The following is a 16,870-nucleotide window of genomic DNA, read 5'->3' as shown; positions in this document are numbered from 1 at the left end:
AAAAAGTCCGTCTGCCTTAAAAAGGAGGACGGACTTTCATTTATATAGGTAGCTTATCAATTAATCTGGCACCCTATCAATTAGAACGGGTTGGGGAGTGTGCTTTCTTTAAGAGGCAATGCTCAAATGGTGCAAGCACACCTGCCGAATTGCTAAGCAGCAAGAGAATAGAATGGAAGAAGAAAGGTGCCTATTGATTCACGTCGATAGAGTTCCCGTACTAAAGCGTTAGGATGACTTGTCCATTTTTTCTACCAAAATCATTCGAAAGTATCAGATAATTTTAGAAGATTAGGAAGGAACCTGCGACTTCTCTCACTCTTCCAACTCTATCATTTATTGGAAATAAATAGAATGACATGTTGTATACCCCACTACGGTAGGACTAGAATGGTAGATAAGGTCGATATTAATCTTATTTAGGAGGTTTATGATGTTAAAAAAATTGGCTAAAAGTAAGCTTATCACCTTTGCTGCGATCAGTTCATTGGTGATTGGGGTAGTAGCAACTTCCCAGGCACCGACAGTGGATGCAAAACCGGATAAGAAGAACCACTCAGAAGTGAAGAATGTGATCTTCATGGTCGGGGATGGCATGGGACCTTCTTTCACGACGATGCTCCGCTACATGAACGATGATCCTTCGACGAAAAAGATGGAATCTACTGCCTTTGATCCGTATCAAGTAGGTATGCAGCGTACATATTCCTGGGATCCTTACTTTGACGGCGGAGAAGGGGATGTTAAGGAAAATATTCCGGATTCAGCTGCAACAGCAACGTCTATGGCATCTGGAATCAAGACGTATAACGGAGCCATCGGCGTTGATTTAGACCAGGAAGAAACGAAAACCGTCCTCGAAGAAGCAAAAGAACAAGGAAAAGCTACAGGTCTTGTTTCAACCTCTCAGATTAACCATGCGACTCCTGCAGCCTTTGGCGCACACGATGTATCCCGAAACAATTACAATGACATTGCAGATGACTACTACGATGAAATGGTCAACGGTGAACACAAAGTTGATGTCATGCTTGGCGGCGGAACGAGCTACTTTGAACGTGACGACCGTAATTTAGTCGAAGCTTTCAAGCAAGACGGTTATGACTATGCGACAACAAAAGAAGAAATGCTAGCAAGCGATAACGAGCAGCTGCTTGGACTTTTTGCACCAAAAGGAATGGATAAAGCGATCGACCGAAGTGAAGAGACGCCTTCGCTTAGCGAAATGACCACAACTGCATTAGATAAACTACGCGACGACAAGGACGGCTTTTTCCTCATGGTCGAAGGAAGCCAGATTGACTGGGCTGGACACGACAATGACGTCGTTGCAGCTATGAGTGAAATGAGAGATTTTGAGGAAGCCTTCAAAGAAGCAATCGAATTTGCGAAAAAAGATGAGAACACGATTGTCGTAACAACGGCTGACCATTCTACAGGCGGATTGTCTATCGGACGCGGCTCGGAATATGTGTTCAATCCTGATGTAATAGATGCGGCAGAACGTACGCCTGACTACATGGCAGCTCAAATTGCAGATGGTGAAGCTGTAGAAGAAGTACTCAACTCTTACAGCGGACTAGAGTTGACAGAGGAAGAAATCCAATCAGTTAAAGACGCAGCGCAGCCTGAAGAAGGAGAAATCAACACAAGGGAAGTCGATAACGCGATTGAGCATATCTACGATGTCCGCTCGGGTACAGGCTGGACGACAAGCGGTCATACCGGTGTAGACGTAAATATCTATGCGTATGGTCCAGAAAAAATGGAGTTTAGCGGATCCATTGAAAACAGCGCAACAGGACAGAAATTATTTGAACTTGTGAAAGCAGACCGCAAAGGGAAAGGTCACGATAAGGGTAATGGCAAAGGACATGATAAAGGTCATGGAAACGGCCACGACCAGGACTAATGCAAGTGAAGGAGTCTCTGAATCCTCAGAGGCTCCTTGTTTACATACGGAGGGATAGACATGAAAAGAATCGGATGGCTGGTTTTATTGGTGATCCTTATGACGGCCTGTACAAGTGAGAGCGGTGCGAATCAAAAGGCGGAAGAAAAAGAAGAGAAGGTTGAAGCCACGGATGAGAAGAAACAGGCCACTGAAGAGCAGACAGAAGCTGCCGAAGATAAAGAGGGGACACCTAAAGAGAAGGAAGAGACGACTGGTGACACATCTGAAGATACATTTATTGAAAGTCCGCAGGCTCCCAATGACAGTGAACTGACTGAAATAGGCGCAACTCATAAGGACCAGGACGGAAAAATCCGTCTGCTCGCCTATGCACCAGAAGAACAGCAGGTCGATGTCGGCCCGATGAACGTCACCATCCACGAAGCGAAATTCATGCACTACAAGCCATCACCAGACATGATCGATTTCTTCCACGGGTTTACTCATGAAGAGAGCAGTTTTAATTATTTGAAACTCAGGGTTACGGTCGAAAACACCTCCGAGCAGCAGGTGAATTTCGCTCCTGTCTCTCATTTAGAGACGAATACAGGGGAGAAAAAAGGGTTCCAGGATGATTTTTATTTGGAAGAACTGCACGGAGATTATACGCCGGGTGAGGCCCGGAAAGGCCAACTTGGTTTTATTTTAGAAAAAGGCGATAAGGACACGCTGGAGAAGTTCACGGTTTATACGAGTGATGTTTTTCAAAAAGAGAAGTCCGTGGAGAAGGGGAAATCATACACGATCTCGTTTGAGTAAACTTGTAAATGGAGCGGGAGCGGGTATCCGCTATCCCTCCTTTTTACTCTTGATCTAAGGCTTGGCGCTTCTGCTTTTTATGTTTTCTTACCACGATATCAATCCACAAATAATAGACAATCCAGAACACTAGCATAATAGCAGGCGAATAGAGCTTATACGGATAAGGAAGAAAGATATACAGAAGAATGAACGCCACAAAAAATGGGGGCATGAGGATCCAATAACGCTTATTTTGAAAGTGTTTCATGATCAATTCTCCTTTTTGACCAGTGGTTGGAAAATAACCGTCCTTTTGTATCTATTCGAAAGCCCACCAACAATTTCCTTTACATTCATCGTCCCGCTTATACGGTTTTCATTTACAAAAGAGACTTTTGAACAAAATGTGAACAAGAAATCGCTTACTTTTATTAATACAAGAATAATTGTGAAAAATATCACAAAACCCCTTGAACGTATTTGTGAAGTATTGCACAATATAAATGTGAAATGATTCACAAACATAATAACTAACCATCCTTTAGGAGGAATTCATATGACTAGAGAACATGTTAACCGCGTTGCACTTATTGGAGCAGGGGCTGTAGGAAGCAGCTATGCCTTTGCTATGCTGAACCAATCCGTTACCGAAGAATTCGTCATCATCGACTTGAATGAAGATAAGGCGATGGGGGATGCCATGGACTTGAACCATGGTAAAGTCTTCGCTCCAAATCCAACAAAAACATGGTACGGTCACTATGAAGATTGTAAAGATGCCGACATCGTTTGTATTTGTGCAGGGGCTAACCAAAAACCTGGAGAGACTCGCCTGGATCTTGTGAAAAAGAATTTGGCGATCTTTAAAACGATTGTAGACAATGTCATGGCGAGCGGATTCCAGGGCATCTTCTTAGTCGCCACAAACCCAGTAGACATTCTCACTTATGCCACTTGGAAATTCAGCGGACTACCGAAAGAGCGCGTCATCGGAAGTGGAACGATCCTTGATTCTGGCCGATTCCGTTTTCTATTAGGAGAATATTTTGATGTCACTCCTTCTAACGTTCACGCCAATATCATCGGCGAACATGGAGATACGGAGTTACCTGTATGGAGCCATGCCACAATCGGCGGGGTACCTATCCTTGAATTAATACAGCGTCATGAAGAATACAACATGGAAGATCTTGATGAGATTTTCACAAATGTGCGTGATGCGGCTTACCATATTATCGAGAAAAAAGGCGCCACGTATTATGGGATTGCCATGGGACTGACTCGGATAACAAAAGCGATTCTTAACAATGAAAATAGCATTCTGACTGTAAGTGCTTATATGAATGGAGAATACAACACAGAGGACGTTTATATTGGAGTACCTGCAGTTGTGAATCGTAAAGGAATCCGAAATATCGTAGAAATCAGCTTAAATGAACAAGAACAAAAACAATTCGATCACAGTGCTAAAGTCCTTAAAGAAATCTTAAACGCTAATTTTGAAAACCAGCCAACATCATAGTTTAAACGTAGAAATGAGTTGATCGCCAATGTGGTTACAACAGTACGACCCTTTTGGAAATGTATTTATAAGTGCGCTAATTGCGGCTTTGCCCATCTTTTTCTTCTTTTTAGCGCTGACACGGTTCAGAATGAAGGGGATCTTAGCCGCTTTTCTCACCCTTGTCCTAAGTATTCTCGTATCTGTTTTATTCTTTGACATGCCGATGGCGAAAGCTGTCTCTGCTTCTCTGCACGGCGTAGCCAATGGACTGTGGCCAATCGGTTACATCGTTATCATGGCTGTCTGGCTGTACAAAATCGCCGTACGTACGGGAAAGTTCACAGTGATTCGGTCCAGTATCGCGAACATCTCCCAGGATCAGCGCCTTCAACTATTATTAATCGGATTCAGCTTCAACGCGTTCCTTGAAGGCGCTGCAGGGTTTGGAGTACCGATTGCCATCAGTGCTGCTCTTCTTGTAGAGCTTGGCTTCCGTCCGCTAAAAGCAGCGGCCTTATGCTTGATTGCTAACGCTGCTTCTGGGGCCTTCGGTGCTATTGGGATCCCAGTTATTGTAGGAGCCCAGATGGGAAATCTTGAAACGATGGAACTGTCCCGGACACTTGCGTATATTCTGCCGATGATCTCTTTCGCCATTCCGTTTCTGCTTGTGTTCATTTTAAATGGAATAAAAGGTATTAAAGAGACACTGCCTGCACTGCTGGTCGTCAGCGGTATCTATACAGGAGTACAAATCTTCACGATCCTATTCTTAGGACCTGAGCTTGCGAACATTCTTGCGGCGCTGGCAAGTATGGCTGGATTAGCTCTATTCTTAAGAAAATGGCAGCCGAAAACGATTCACCGTGAAGCAAACGCTCCGGAAGTTCAGCAGGGTGAAGCTTACAGCATCAAAGAAATCATTAAAGCCTGGTCTCCATTCTATATTTTGACGGCAACCATAACCGTTTGGAGCTTACCTGGATTTAAAGCTCTTTTCAATGAAGGCGGGCTTTTAGGAAAAACGACAGCATTTATACCGATTCCTTTTCTACACCAGGAAATTCAAAAAGCACCACCGATCGCTCCAGATACGGTAGCTTTGGATGCCCTTTTTAAATTAGACCTGATTTCAGCGACGGGAACAGCGATTTTAGTGGCCGTTCTCCTGACTGGAATGTTCAGTTCAGCAATTACATTGCCTCAAGGGATGGACTCTTTGAAACTAACCATCCAGGATTTGTGGATTCCCGTCTTAACTATATGCTTTGTCATGGGTTTCGCAAACTTATCCAACTTTGCCGGTTTGAGTTCTTCTATTGGACTTGCTCTTGCGAAAACCGGAAATCTGTTTCCGCTGTTTAGTCCAATTCTCGGGTGGCTCGGTGTTTTCATTACGGGTTCTGTCGTCAGTAACAATGCGTTATTCGGCCACCTGCAAGTGGTCACAGGGAATCAAATCATGGCAAACCCTGCCCTGTTACTTGCGGCCAATACAGCTGGCGGCGTGATGGCTAAGCTCATTTCCCCGCAATCGATCGCTATTGCCACTGCGGCGGTAAAACAAACGGGTCAAGAGTCAACATTATTTAAGATGACATTAAAGTACAGTTTAGGCTTATTGATCATCGTTTGTGTTACGACGTTCTTATTATCTTTAATTGGGATTTAATAGCTATGTACACCACCTGTATCGATATACGGGTGGTGTTTTTTATTCAATTAACGGCTGTTTTAGTTTTTGGAATGAATGGCTTTTAAAGCTTCTCCTTCATCTTCTTTTTTTACGTAAAATTTATATTCTGTTCCATAATCATTATACGACCCTTCTTGTGCTGACGACATATTTGAGGTTGTGGCAATCCTGTATTTAATAGAAGCTGATTTTAAATTTGATAGGCCCTATAATATTCTTTTTGGCTTAAAGCAGAGTACACCAGCGTTTTTTTACTAGAAAGACAATACTCAATGAAGTTGGCTATGAAGTTCAAGTACATGCATCCTTTCATTTATTAATCATTCTAGTAAATAATATTAATCAATGATCTCAATTTCTTTCACTTCATAGTCATCAGGGTCCCAATCTTCCTCTGCTGTATGGTCAATCAAAGTGGCTTTCACTTTTTGGCCAACCTTATATTTCGTTACATTATTGACTATGATTTCCCTGGTGCCTATTGAAATCATTTCATCCTCAATCCTAGTAATTTCTCCGGTTATTTCAAATTCTTCGGAGTCATTCGTACAGCCGGAAATGGCTAAACATATGAATGACATAAGTAAGAACCTTCTCACAAGCTTACCTCCAGTGCATGATTAAATGATAGATTTATAGCTAACTATAAGCGATCATGGAGAGTTTAATATAACTTTTCTATAACCTCAGAATCCAATCCTTCTCCTTTTGGCAGAGGTGGAAAACTCTTAGGATCATACCCTGGAGGAACAGGCTCAGCTTTTCCTGATGAGTGGAATAACTCGTGAAATTCTTCTAATGTAAGCACCTTAGCATCTTCGTTCATGTACAAAAAAACGGATTCTCTATCTTCTGAAAGATAAACATCGATGGATTGGAGGTCATTGAACTCTAGCACACCTAACTTCGTCTGTTTTTCAATAATAGAGTCGAGATCATAAGCAGCATTTATCGCCTTGATGATCTCTACGACTTTATTTTGTTCCGTAATTTCGATAACTTCCTTAGACTGTAGAGTTATAACCTTAAGTTTTGCATCATAATTTTCTATCCACTCTTGGGTGGTTGAATGTTTTATCTCGTTTGTAGGTGATAGGTTCGTGTCTACTGGGAAAGCGAAGGAAGATGGAGTGGAAATAAAGAGAAAGAACGGAAAAAGGATCGCTGCTGCTTTTATCACTATTAAACTCCTCCCTAAATAAATAGTCTGGTAATTTATTAAAAGCCCCTTTATAGTATGAGACGAGCATAAAGGGGATAAGGTTTTTAATAGTTTACTCTTACACACAAAAAGACCGGCCACCAAGCCGGTCTTTCTGCAATTCTATTTATTTTTATCCCAATGCAGCGTTGTTTCACTCGGTTTCGTTTCAGCCAAAATTCTGCCCCTGCGGATCGAATAGCGAACGGCCGCCTGCTTTCTGACCGCTTCGTATTCATCTTCCGCATCAAGAATGATGAGGTTGGCTGGTCGTCCCGCTTCAAGACCGTACCCTTCATTCAAGTTCAAAATACGGGAGCTGTTTTCAGTAATGAAATCTATGCCCTGTTTGATTTGATCATATCCCATCAGGTGAGAGAGATGAAGTCCCATGTGAAGCACTTGAAGCATGTTTCCTGTTCCGAGCGGGTACCATGGATCGAAAATGTCGTCATGACCAAATCCAAGGTTGATGCCTGCTTCATTTAGTTCCTTCACTCGCGTTAATCCTCTGCGCTTCGGATAGCTGTCAAATCGTCCTTGCAGATGGATGTTGACGAGTGGGTTTGCAATAATGTGAATACCTGACATCTTCAAGAGGCGGAAAAGCTTGGACGTATAAGCATCATTGTAAGAGCCCATCGCCGTTGTATGGCTTGCCGTCACTTTGTCGCCCATCCCTCTTTCTAACGCTTCTGTTGCGACCACTTCGACAAACCGCGATTGTTCATCATCAATTTCATCACAGTGCACATCCACAAATCGATCATATTTCTCAGCGAGGTCAAAAGCGATTTTCAACGATTCCACCCCATACTCGCGGGTGAACTCAAAGTGAGGGATCGCGCCAACGACGTCGGCCCCAAGCTTCAAGGCTTCCTCCAGCAGCTCCTTGCCATTCGGATAGGAGAGGATGCCTTCCTGAGGAAAGGCAACGAGTTGAAGGTCGACTTCCTGACTCATTTCTTCCCTTACCTCTATAAGAGCTTTCAAAGCCGTTAGTTCAGGGTCCGTCACATCGACATGGGTACGAACATGCTGAATCCCGTTTGAGATTTGCATGGCGAGCGCCTGCTTGGCTCTTTCTTTCACGTCATCATGGGTGAGCTTATCTTTTCGTTCTGACCAGCGCTGAATACCTTCAAACAGGGTTCCGCTTTTGTTCCATTCCGGATCTCCTGCCGTTAGAGTCGTATCCAGATGGATATGCGGCTCGACGAAAGGAGGAAGGACGAGCGAGCCTTCTGCGTCAATAATAGTTGAATCTTCTTCGTTTCGTTGTTCCTGGGTGATTTCCTGGATGATGCCATGATCCATTCTAATGGACCATAGACCTTCTTTGCCTCGCAGTTTCGCTTGTTTGATAATCATGCAGCTTCTCCTTCTTTCATCTTGTTGTCTACGAATTGTTCAGACAACTTGGATGTGATGGTATAAACAAGAATTGAAGTAATCAAGGCATTTACGGGAGCGATGCCAGGCACCCATTGAGCTGCCGCGACACCTGCTGCCCAGGCGATGATGCCTGTCCATTTCACTTGTTGGAACGACTGTTGTTCAAAGGCAGCTGATTGATCCCGTCTATAAAGATAGTAATCGATTAAGATAATCGCTCCGATCGGCGGAAGCGCAGAGCCGAGCATCGTCAACCAGCCGACGAAGTTGTTATACAGCCACATCGCCGTCAGCGTTCCGAGAATACCGTTGAAAATGACCACTTTGTTTTTACTGATTTTCGTAATGCTTGAAAAGCCGAGTCCAGATGCATAGAGCGCGTTATCGTTCGTTGTCCAGATGTTTAATCCGAGTACCAGAATGGCTGGAATAATCAGTCCTTGCGTAAACATTACTTCTGAGATGTCGGCTTTTCCTGTCGCCATAGCTCCAATCGCACCAAACAGGAACATGAGGGAATTCCCGATGAAAAAGGCAATGACCGTACTGGTGACGGCCGATTTCTTTGTTTTGGAAAAACGCGTGAAGTCTGGTGTTAACGTGCCTGCACTGATAAAGGATCCGATGCAGATCGTTAGCGCCGCCGCAAGTCCAAGTTGCTCAGATGGAGCATGCTGCAAAAGCTGCTCCAGGCCGCCCATGCTTTCGGTTGCTTTGAATACAGAAAAGCTTCCTAAAATCGTGATCATCGGTACAGCAATGAAGCTGAGAATCATCAATGCTTTCATTCCGAAAAATGCGGTGGCAGTCATCAATATTCCTGCGCCAGCGATCAGCCAGGTCATATCGATGCCAGTCACTTTCTGAACCGGAAGGGCGAACATGACCACTCCAACGCCGAACCAGCCGACTTGTGTTCCGCCAAGCAGGAAAGAGGCAAGGTAAGAACCTTTCTCACCAAAAGCATAGCGGCTTAGTAAGTGTGTGGAAAGACCTGTTTTTGCAGAAATATAAGCAAGTGCGCCTGTGTAAGCTCCGAGGATCAGGTTACCGATTAGTACAACCGCTATAAACTGAACAAACGTTAATCCTGCACCGAGTGTACCTCCTGACCACATGCTTGCAGAGAAGAAGGTGAGTCCCATCATCACCATCAGCATTTTCCAAAATCCTTGTCGTTCTGATTGTGGTACAGCCGTTAATGCAAAATCGTGTTGATTTGTTTTCATTTTTCATTCCTCCAGTATCTGTAGTAAGACACCGGTACCGGGGAGCGGGAAAGATCGTGGACAAAAAAAGGCTTCCTGCCGTTTTTGTCCGACAAGAAGCCTCGATTATCCATGAGAAAGGTACACCACTCCTCTAAAAGGGTGTACGTTTCCCACTGATCTCTCTCTGCGCGCTGTCCTTGTCAGCCTCACGGGACTGAATTAAAGGTACCAGTATGTTGTTGTCGACATTATGACAAAGATTAGGAAGGATTGTCAACTGTTTTTCTTTGGATAAGGTTTCTAATTTGTGCTAGAGGTTTAGAATTCATAGCAACGTTAATTAGCTGATCCCCCGCATATATTTAGTTTGAAAAGGAGGGGGACGTATGTGGAATCTGGAAGGTGCTCTCACTACCGTCCAGCGCTTTTTACCACCGACGGCCAAAATCGTTGAATGGGGTGCAGCTCCGAACCGCCTGCCGGTCATCGGATTGGTGGATTTGGATGGAGATGACTCAGCAGAGATCGTCGGTGTGTATAATTTCAGAGGAGAACATTATCTCGTTGTCTTGAAATACTATGAAAACGACTGGAATGTAGCGGATACAGTCAAAGGAAAGGGATATCATGTCACGAGTTTCGGAGCAGCACCAATCAAGATTAGGGGCCGAAATAACCTGGTGGTTGGGTGGCAGGTCGGAGCGATCTGGTCAGATCTAAGCATCTATGAATGGACGGAAGACGGACTGAAGGATCTGGTTGAAGGGAATAAGTATTATAGTATGATCGAGGTCGAAGATGTAGAGGGAGCAGAGGGAAGAGACGGTGTGTACGAACTTGCCCTTTGGAAGCACGATACTGGAGATGCGTATAAAGTAGAAGTCTACCGCTTTAAGGATAACCAATTTGTCCTCCCAGAAGATGTATATCCATACTATTTCAGAAAAGTCGCGAACTATTATCAACGACTTCTGCAGCGAAAGGATTCGACGACCTACTGGTATTATTTAGCCGATGCCCAGATCAAGACAGGGAAAAGGCAGGAGGCTTTAGCATCGATCGAGCGCGCGTTGGCCTTCGACTATCCTTACCCGTCTAGAGAAGGATTGATGGCTCTAAAGAGAAACCTGTGCCCGTATGAACCTTTTAAAAATCAGGACGGAATTGATTTTTCCGCTTTGACCTACGTCTGTTCAGAAGCGAAACGGGATGTAAAACTTGAGGAAGCGCTCAAAAAAGAATTTCAGCTGCCCCCTGAGGAAAAAATCCGATACTTTTACAACACGATGGACTTGAATGATGATGGCAATCCTGAGGTGTTCGTCTACCTTGTAGGTTCGTATGTCTGTGGTACAGGCGGATGCAGCGGGGCTATATTTAACCAGAAAAATGGGGAATATCAGTTGTTGTCACGTTTCTCATTAGTCAGGAATCCTGTCATTATCAGCAAAACGAAAACGAATGGATACAGAGATATCATTTTATATGTCGCTGGCGGAGGATTGGAAAGCTTTTTTGCGCGGCTCAAATTTGATGGGAAGTCCTATCCATTAAATCCATCTGTCCAGCCGAAGGTAGAACCTGGTACAAAGGTCGAGGGCGTAGCAATTGTCGCGGATGATTTGGCGAAAAGCGAGGGGATAGTGATTCAGTAGCAGGTTAAAAACTGATCTCTATAAATCTCATAGGATATAAAAGATTATTAGAAAAAGAGGTTGCAAGCGACAACCTCTTTTTAATCTTCTTTATACGTCGATAAAATTTTTCCTAACGTTCTTTCAAGAACCAATATCCCGTCAAGACAATCACTCATAGAAGTCCATTCCTCTGGAGTATGACTTTTCCCTTTATGACTAGGAACGAAGATCATGCCGGCCGGAATTTTCTTCCCGACAAGCATCGCGTCATGCCCTGCACCGCTGGGCATTCTTCGATAGGATAGATTCAAATCTTTCGTTGAGCTTTCAATCATCTCCGTCATTTGAGCATTCATTCGTACAGGCTGGACTCGGATGCCATTTGAGATCTCAAGGGTTAATTCTCGCTTGTCCGCTATTTTCTGAGCGGTCGCTTTGATTTCCTCGATCAACTCTTCTCTTACATCTTCCTCTACGTCCCTGATATCTACGGTAACCTCTGTTTTTCCGGGGATAACGTTCGTTCCATTAGGGTAATTCGAGATTTTCCCTACCGTAGCTACGGCAGACCCACTGAATTTACCTGGGAGTTCTTCAATCGCTGAAATGAACTGACTTGCGCCGATCAAGGCGTCTTTTCTCATATTCATCGGTGTGTTTCCTGCATGGTCGGCACTTCCCAAGAACGTAAACGTTTCTCTTGCCGGTCCAGCGATTCCATCAACGACTCCGATCTGTTGGTTATTTTCCTCCAACACAATTCCTTGCTCGACATGCAGCTCTAAATAGCCAATCAACTGGCTCATATCCCTTTTTACGCTCTCGAGTTGCTCAGGATGAAGTCCATCGGCTTTCATCGCTTCTGCCATCGAAATCCCTTTGTCGTCATAATAGTGGTGGATGGTATCCTCACTGATTTCCCCGATCATTGCCCGGCTACCGAATAAACCGTGGTTGAAACGAGAGCCTTCTTCGTCAACAAAAGCTGCGACCTCAATCGACCATTTAGGCATACCATTTTGTTCGACGAACGCTTCTACAGCTGTAAGAGCTGATAACACTCCTAACAGGCCGTCAAACATACCTCCATCTGGGACCGTATCTATGTGAGAGCCGATCATTAAGCTCTTGTGAGTATAAATGCCTTTGGTTTTCCCGTACACATTACCGATGGCGTCTTCGTGTACCGTCATTCCAATTTCTTTCATCCATTCTTTGATACAATTTACAGCTTCTCTGTATTCTTTTGTGTAAGGGAAGCGGCTATTTCCACCAATTTCTGTCACGCCGATGCTGTTTATAGCATTGAAATATTTTACGAATCGATCAATCGGCAGATGCTGGTGGCGGGGAAGGGGAGTGTAGCCCTCTTTCCACGTTTTTACACGTTCATCCATTCTGACTTCCCTCCTTATTGCTGATTTCTATTAATTTGATAAACATCTGACACGCTTGGAGCATGGCTTTTTCAACGATATCAAAATGTGGATGATGGTGCGGAAAGGCTTCTGGATGGCCAGCGCCGGTAAAGAAAAAGGCCCCTGGCTTTTGCTGCAAGTAATAAGCGAAGTCCTCGCCACCCATCATCGGGTTCATGTCCTGGCAGTGTTCCACTCCGTATAATTCAGCTGCTGCTTGTTGGACGTATTTGGTTTCTTTTTCATGATTGATCAGGGCTGGATAACCATCATCATATTCCAGTGTGCATTCCATTCCGTGAGCTTTTCCTACATGATTGACGATTTCATGCATGCGTTCTTTGACTATCGCTTGTACAACAGTAGAAAAAGTGCGGACCGTACCTGTGAGCTGCGCCGTATCCGGGATCACATTGAAAGGACCGCCAGATTCAAAAGCGCCAAAAGAGAGAACAGCCGATTCGAGCGGATCAACATTCCGGCTTACAACCTGCTGTAAGCTTTGGACGATGGATGAACCGCATACGATTGGGTCCCTGGTTTCCTGTGGGAGAGCACCGTGACCGCCTTTCCCATGGATGTGAATGTGGAAACGGTCGGAAGCCGCCATCAATGGTCCGCTTTTGACAAAAATGCTTCCTTCCGGGAACGTGGACCATAGGTGAGTACCGAATATGACATCTACATCTTCCAAACATCCAGCTTCGACCATCGGTTTCGCTCCACCTGGCGTCTGTTCCTCAGCAAACTGATGAATCAGTATAATTGTGCCTTGTAAGTGTTCCCGGTGCTGGTAAAGCACTTTTGCTGTATGAAGCAGTAGGGAAGTGTGAGCATCGTGACCGCAAGCATGAGACACGCCTGGGACTTTGGATTTATAGTCGACGTCCTTCGCATCTTGAATCGGGAGGGCATCAAAATCAGCTCTTAATGCAATTGTTTTTCCAGGAAGGTCCCCATGTATCTTAGCGACGACTCCGCGTCCGCCGAACTTTTCTTTTACATCTTCTACTCCAAGATCACGCAGGAAGGCAGCGATCTTCTTCGGTGTCTGTTCCTCATGGAAGGAAAGCTCAGGGTTCTCGTGAAAGTAACGGCGCCATTGGACCATTTCTGGGTATTCTTTTTCTAACTGTTCGATCATTGCTTCATACATGATGCTCCTCCTTTCTTATTCAAATAGGCTAGGGATCCATAGCGTTAAGCTTGGAATATAAGCGATTAATAGAATCGCAATAATCCCTGTGATGAAATATGGAAAAATATCTTTGATTGTATTTTCAATTTTTACTTTAGCGATGTGACAAGAAATAAATAGGGTGGAACCTACAGGAGGTGTGAATAACCCCAGAGCAAATGAACAAAGCATCACGATCGAAAAGTGGATAGGATCCATGCCGACACCCGTTGCAATCGGGAAGAACACAGGAATGAAGATGAATAGGTTAGGTACCAGCTCCATAACCATTCCAGCTGCAAGCATAATGATGATCATTAACAAGATGACCATGGCATTGGATAATCCAAGACTTAGAATCCAGTTTGAAATTAGGTCAGGAATCCCCTCAGAAATTAGAGCGTATGTGAAAATCATGGACGTACAAATCATCAGCATGACGACCGTAGTACCATAAACGGTTTCTTTCAATGATTCATAGACACCTTTGAAAGTCAAAGATTTGTATACGAACTTACCTATAAGAAAGGCGTAGATTGCCGCAAGAGCAGCAGCCTCTGTAACCGTTGCGATTCCAAACACGATGGCTCCGATAAGGAATACGGGGAGGACAAGTGCCCAAAACGCCTTGAATAAACTTACGAAAAATTCTTTGAAAGAAGGCATCGATTCTCTTGGGTATCCACGTTTAACAGAAATAATAACGGTTGTAACCAAATAGGCGAGACCGATTAGAATTCCAGGGATGACCCCTGCTAAAAACATCTGTGCGACAGATAAATTAGCTAGCCAAGCAATTATGATCATCGTACTGCTTGGAGGAATAATGATCCCGACAACCGAACTTGACGCATTGATGGCAGCAGAGAAGGAAGACGAATATTTTTTCTTTTTCATAGAAGGGATCAAGACGCTTCCCGTTGAAGCTGCATCAGCTACGGAAGAACCGGATACTCCGGCCATTCCCATACTTGTAATAACGGATACACAGCCAAGTCCCCCTGGCAGTTGACGGACCATAGAATCTGCAACTTTGATGATCCGCTGAGCGATATCTCCGTGTATCATCAAATTACCGGCGAGAATAAAGAATGGAATCGCCAGAAAAGCAAATGATTGAGAGTTAGAAAAGAAGCGTTGAGCGGCTAACTCGATAGGAATGCCTTCAACCATGAAAAAGAGAATGGCCGATCCACCCATAGCGAATGCGATAGGAACACCGAATAGAAGCATGATGAAAAAACTTAGTATCATAACGGCAATCACTGGACTTCTCCTCCTTTCATCTCTACATTTCTTTTACTGATCAATAAAATAATTTGAAGCACTAGTAAGATAGCTACAAACGTAAAGGATACGGTCACGGAAATATACAACCAGGACTTAGAAATTTGCAGCATAGGCAGAGGCTGCATACGAACGGCCTGGGCCAGAAGGTAACTGGCATATACCATATATATAGAAAAGATCAGCATGACAGCTTTGCCGAATATTTTCAGCACTAACTGAAGGCCGTGTCCAAATTTCTCCTGGAGAACAGTAATTTTTAAATGATCTTCATTCTTGGTAACAGCGACGGTCCCAAGAAAAATCATCCATGGGAAAAATAGCTGAGTGAGCTCAGTAGAAAAGGAAATCGGATAGTTGAAGACATACCTTGACAGAACTTCTGCAAATACCACTAACGTAAGTAAAACCATAAGAACGATCGCAATGATTTCTGTAAGTTTTACAAACCTTGATGTGATTTTGTCTAGCATTTTATTCACCAACTTTCTCCATTAATAAGAAAATCAGCGAGAAGAAAGATACTCGCTGATCTTCATGGTTATTGTTCTGAGCGGTACTCTTCTAGGAAGGTTTCAACTTCTTTAATGATTTCAGGATCGATGACATCTTCCATTTTTGTATAAACAGGCTTAACTGCTTTTTGGAATGGTTCAACATCAGGTTCCGTTATTTCTACAAATGAATCTTCCATTTTCTTCAGCATTTCCTCATCTTTACTAGCCGTGAATTCATAGGAAGCATCCCTTGCATCATTGGCAGCTTTTTGGACAATTTCTTGAAGTTCAGGTTCTAATCCATCAAACGCTCCCTGATTCATGATGAAGTAGGAGTAATAGTAAGTGAGGTTAAGAAGTGCTAAATGATCCTGAACCTCATGGAATTTCGTTTCATAGATCGCATCAAGCGGGTTGAACTGACCATCGACTACTCCTTGAGAGAGAGCCAGATAAACTTCCGTGAATGGCATCGTTGAAACAGAGCTTCCTAGTGCTTTGAAAGTTTCAATCAAGCTCTTGTCATTAGGTGAACGCATTTTCAATCCTTCCAGGTCTTCTGGTTTATTGATCGGATGTACGTTGTTTGTAATTTGAGCAAAACCAAGTTCTACATCAGATAGGACTTTAATTCCTTGCTCTTCTCCCATTGCTTTCAGCTTGTCTCCAATTTCGCTATCTAAAATGGCATGAGCTTCTTCGAAGTCTTTGACTAAGAATGGAAGAGAAAGCGTCGCGTATTCAGGAATGGTATTGGCCATCATGTTCGCACCGGCAATTTGCATATCCAAAGCACCGACTTGTACCGATTCAATCATTTCTTGGGCACTACCTAATTCTTCATTTGGATAAATCTCTACCGTTACAGCACCGTCCGTTTCAGCTTCTACAGTTTCTTTGAACTTTTTAGCGGCTACGTCTCTGACAGATCCCTCTACGGTGTTAAAGCCGATTTTCCATGTTTGCTCTTTAAATTCGCCGTCTTCAGCACTTGAAGCAGAGTCACCTCCACCGCCACACGCGGCAAGAATAAGGACTAGAGTTAGTAGCAGAACCATCAACCTTTTCATCTCATGCACCCCTCGTTGTTTTTATTTTTTGAATATTTAAATACATTGTATCGGACTTCCTTTGTTTATTTATTGTGTGATT

At 43.8% G+C, this 16,870-nt stretch carries 15 protein-coding genes; 5 read left to right on the top strand and 10 right to left on the bottom strand.

Features of this window, described 5'->3' with window-relative positions; all coding sequences use genetic code 11:
• Positions 1-430: 430 nt before the first annotated feature.
• A complete protein-coding gene (locus tag ACRYKC_RS01590; protein ID WP_433804894.1) occupies positions 431-1,912 on the top strand; it encodes an alkaline phosphatase in 1,482 nt (493 codons plus the stop codon).
• Positions 1,913-1,972: 60 nt separating this feature from the next.
• A complete protein-coding gene (locus ACRYKC_RS01585; protein WP_433804893.1) occupies positions 1,973-2,713 on the top strand; it encodes a DUF4352 domain-containing protein in 741 nt (246 codons plus the stop codon).
• 43 nt (positions 2,714-2,756) lie between these two features.
• Here the strand turns inward: ACRYKC_RS01585 and ACRYKC_RS01580 are convergent, their stop codons facing one another.
• Positions 2,757-2,963 carry a hypothetical protein gene (locus ACRYKC_RS01580; protein WP_433804892.1) on the bottom strand — a complete coding sequence of 69 codons (207 nt, stop codon included), beginning with the start codon at positions 2,961-2,963 and terminating at the stop codon, positions 2,757-2,759.
• Positions 2,964-3,251: 288 nt separating this feature from the next.
• On the opposite strand from ACRYKC_RS01580, the gene ACRYKC_RS01575 reads away from it, so the two are divergent.
• Positions 3,252-4,217 carry an L-lactate dehydrogenase gene (locus ACRYKC_RS01575; protein WP_433804891.1) on the top strand — a complete coding sequence of 322 codons (966 nt, stop codon included), beginning with the start codon at positions 3,252-3,254 and terminating at the stop codon, positions 4,215-4,217.
• Between the two features lie 28 nt (positions 4,218-4,245).
• Positions 4,246-5,871 carry an L-lactate permease gene (locus tag ACRYKC_RS01570; protein WP_433804890.1) on the top strand — a complete coding sequence of 542 codons (1,626 nt, stop codon included), beginning with the start codon at positions 4,246-4,248 and terminating at the stop codon, positions 5,869-5,871.
• A 362-nt stretch (positions 5,872-6,233) separates the two neighbouring features.
• Here the strand turns inward: ACRYKC_RS01570 and ACRYKC_RS01565 are convergent, their stop codons facing one another.
• From ACRYKC_RS01565 to codB, 4 genes are all read right to left on the bottom strand, one after another.
• Positions 6,234-6,476, bottom strand: a complete 243-nt coding sequence (locus ACRYKC_RS01565) for a hypothetical protein (protein WP_433804889.1) — start codon at positions 6,474-6,476, stop codon at positions 6,234-6,236.
• Positions 6,477-6,559: 83 nt separating this feature from the next.
• Positions 6,560-7,075, bottom strand: coding sequence for a hypothetical protein (locus ACRYKC_RS01560; protein ID WP_433804888.1), 516 nt, complete (start codon positions 7,073-7,075; stop codon positions 6,560-6,562).
• 144 nt (positions 7,076-7,219) lie between these two features.
• On the bottom strand, positions 7,220-8,467 hold the full coding sequence (codA, locus tag ACRYKC_RS01555) for a cytosine deaminase (protein WP_433804887.1): 1,248 nt from the start codon (positions 8,465-8,467) through the stop codon (positions 7,220-7,222).
• On the bottom strand, positions 8,464-9,720 hold the full coding sequence (gene codB, locus ACRYKC_RS01550; protein ID WP_433804886.1) for a cytosine permease: 1,257 nt from the start codon (positions 9,718-9,720) through the stop codon (positions 8,464-8,466). Before codB ends, codA begins: the two co-directional genes overlap by 4 nt.
• Positions 9,721-10,088: 368 nt before the next feature.
• Between codB and ACRYKC_RS01545 the strand changes: the two genes are divergently transcribed.
• Positions 10,089-11,357 carry a tetratricopeptide repeat protein gene (locus ACRYKC_RS01545; protein ID WP_433804885.1) on the top strand — a complete coding sequence of 423 codons (1,269 nt, stop codon included), beginning with the start codon at positions 10,089-10,091 and terminating at the stop codon, positions 11,355-11,357.
• 80 nt (positions 11,358-11,437) lie between these two features.
• Here ACRYKC_RS01545 and ACRYKC_RS01540 read toward each other — a convergent pair whose 3' ends face one another.
• From ACRYKC_RS01540 to ACRYKC_RS01520, 5 genes are all read right to left on the bottom strand, one after another.
• A complete protein-coding gene (locus ACRYKC_RS01540; RefSeq protein WP_433804884.1) occupies positions 11,438-12,736 on the bottom strand; it encodes a Zn-dependent hydrolase in 1,299 nt (432 codons plus the stop codon).
• Entirely contained in the window at positions 12,729-13,913 is a 1,185-nt protein-coding gene (locus ACRYKC_RS01535; RefSeq protein WP_433804883.1) for a M20 metallopeptidase family protein, read from the bottom strand. The genes ACRYKC_RS01540 and ACRYKC_RS01535 overlap by 8 nt, the downstream gene beginning before the upstream one ends.
• A 15-nt stretch (positions 13,914-13,928) precedes the next feature.
• Complete coding sequence (locus ACRYKC_RS01530; RefSeq protein WP_433804882.1) at positions 13,929-15,200, bottom strand: TRAP transporter large permease; 1,272 nt, start codon at positions 15,198-15,200, stop codon at positions 13,929-13,931.
• A complete protein-coding gene (locus ACRYKC_RS01525) occupies positions 15,197-15,694 on the bottom strand; it encodes a TRAP transporter small permease (protein WP_433805118.1) in 498 nt (165 codons plus the stop codon). The genes ACRYKC_RS01530 and ACRYKC_RS01525 overlap by 4 nt, the downstream gene beginning before the upstream one ends.
• 68 nt (positions 15,695-15,762) lie before the next feature.
• Positions 15,763-16,788 carry a TRAP transporter substrate-binding protein gene (locus tag ACRYKC_RS01520; protein ID WP_433804881.1) on the bottom strand — a complete coding sequence of 342 codons (1,026 nt, stop codon included), beginning with the start codon at positions 16,786-16,788 and terminating at the stop codon, positions 15,763-15,765.
• Positions 16,789-16,870: the final 82 nt, after the last annotated feature.

It is taken from the genome of Halobacillus sp. A1-3 (genome assembly GCF_050971765.1).
GTDB lineage: Bacteria > Bacillota > Bacilli > Bacillales > Halobacillaceae > Halobacillus > Halobacillus mangrovi_B.
The sequence above is the reverse complement of the archived record's forward strand: the minus strand, read 5'-3'. Positions and strand labels throughout refer to the sequence as shown.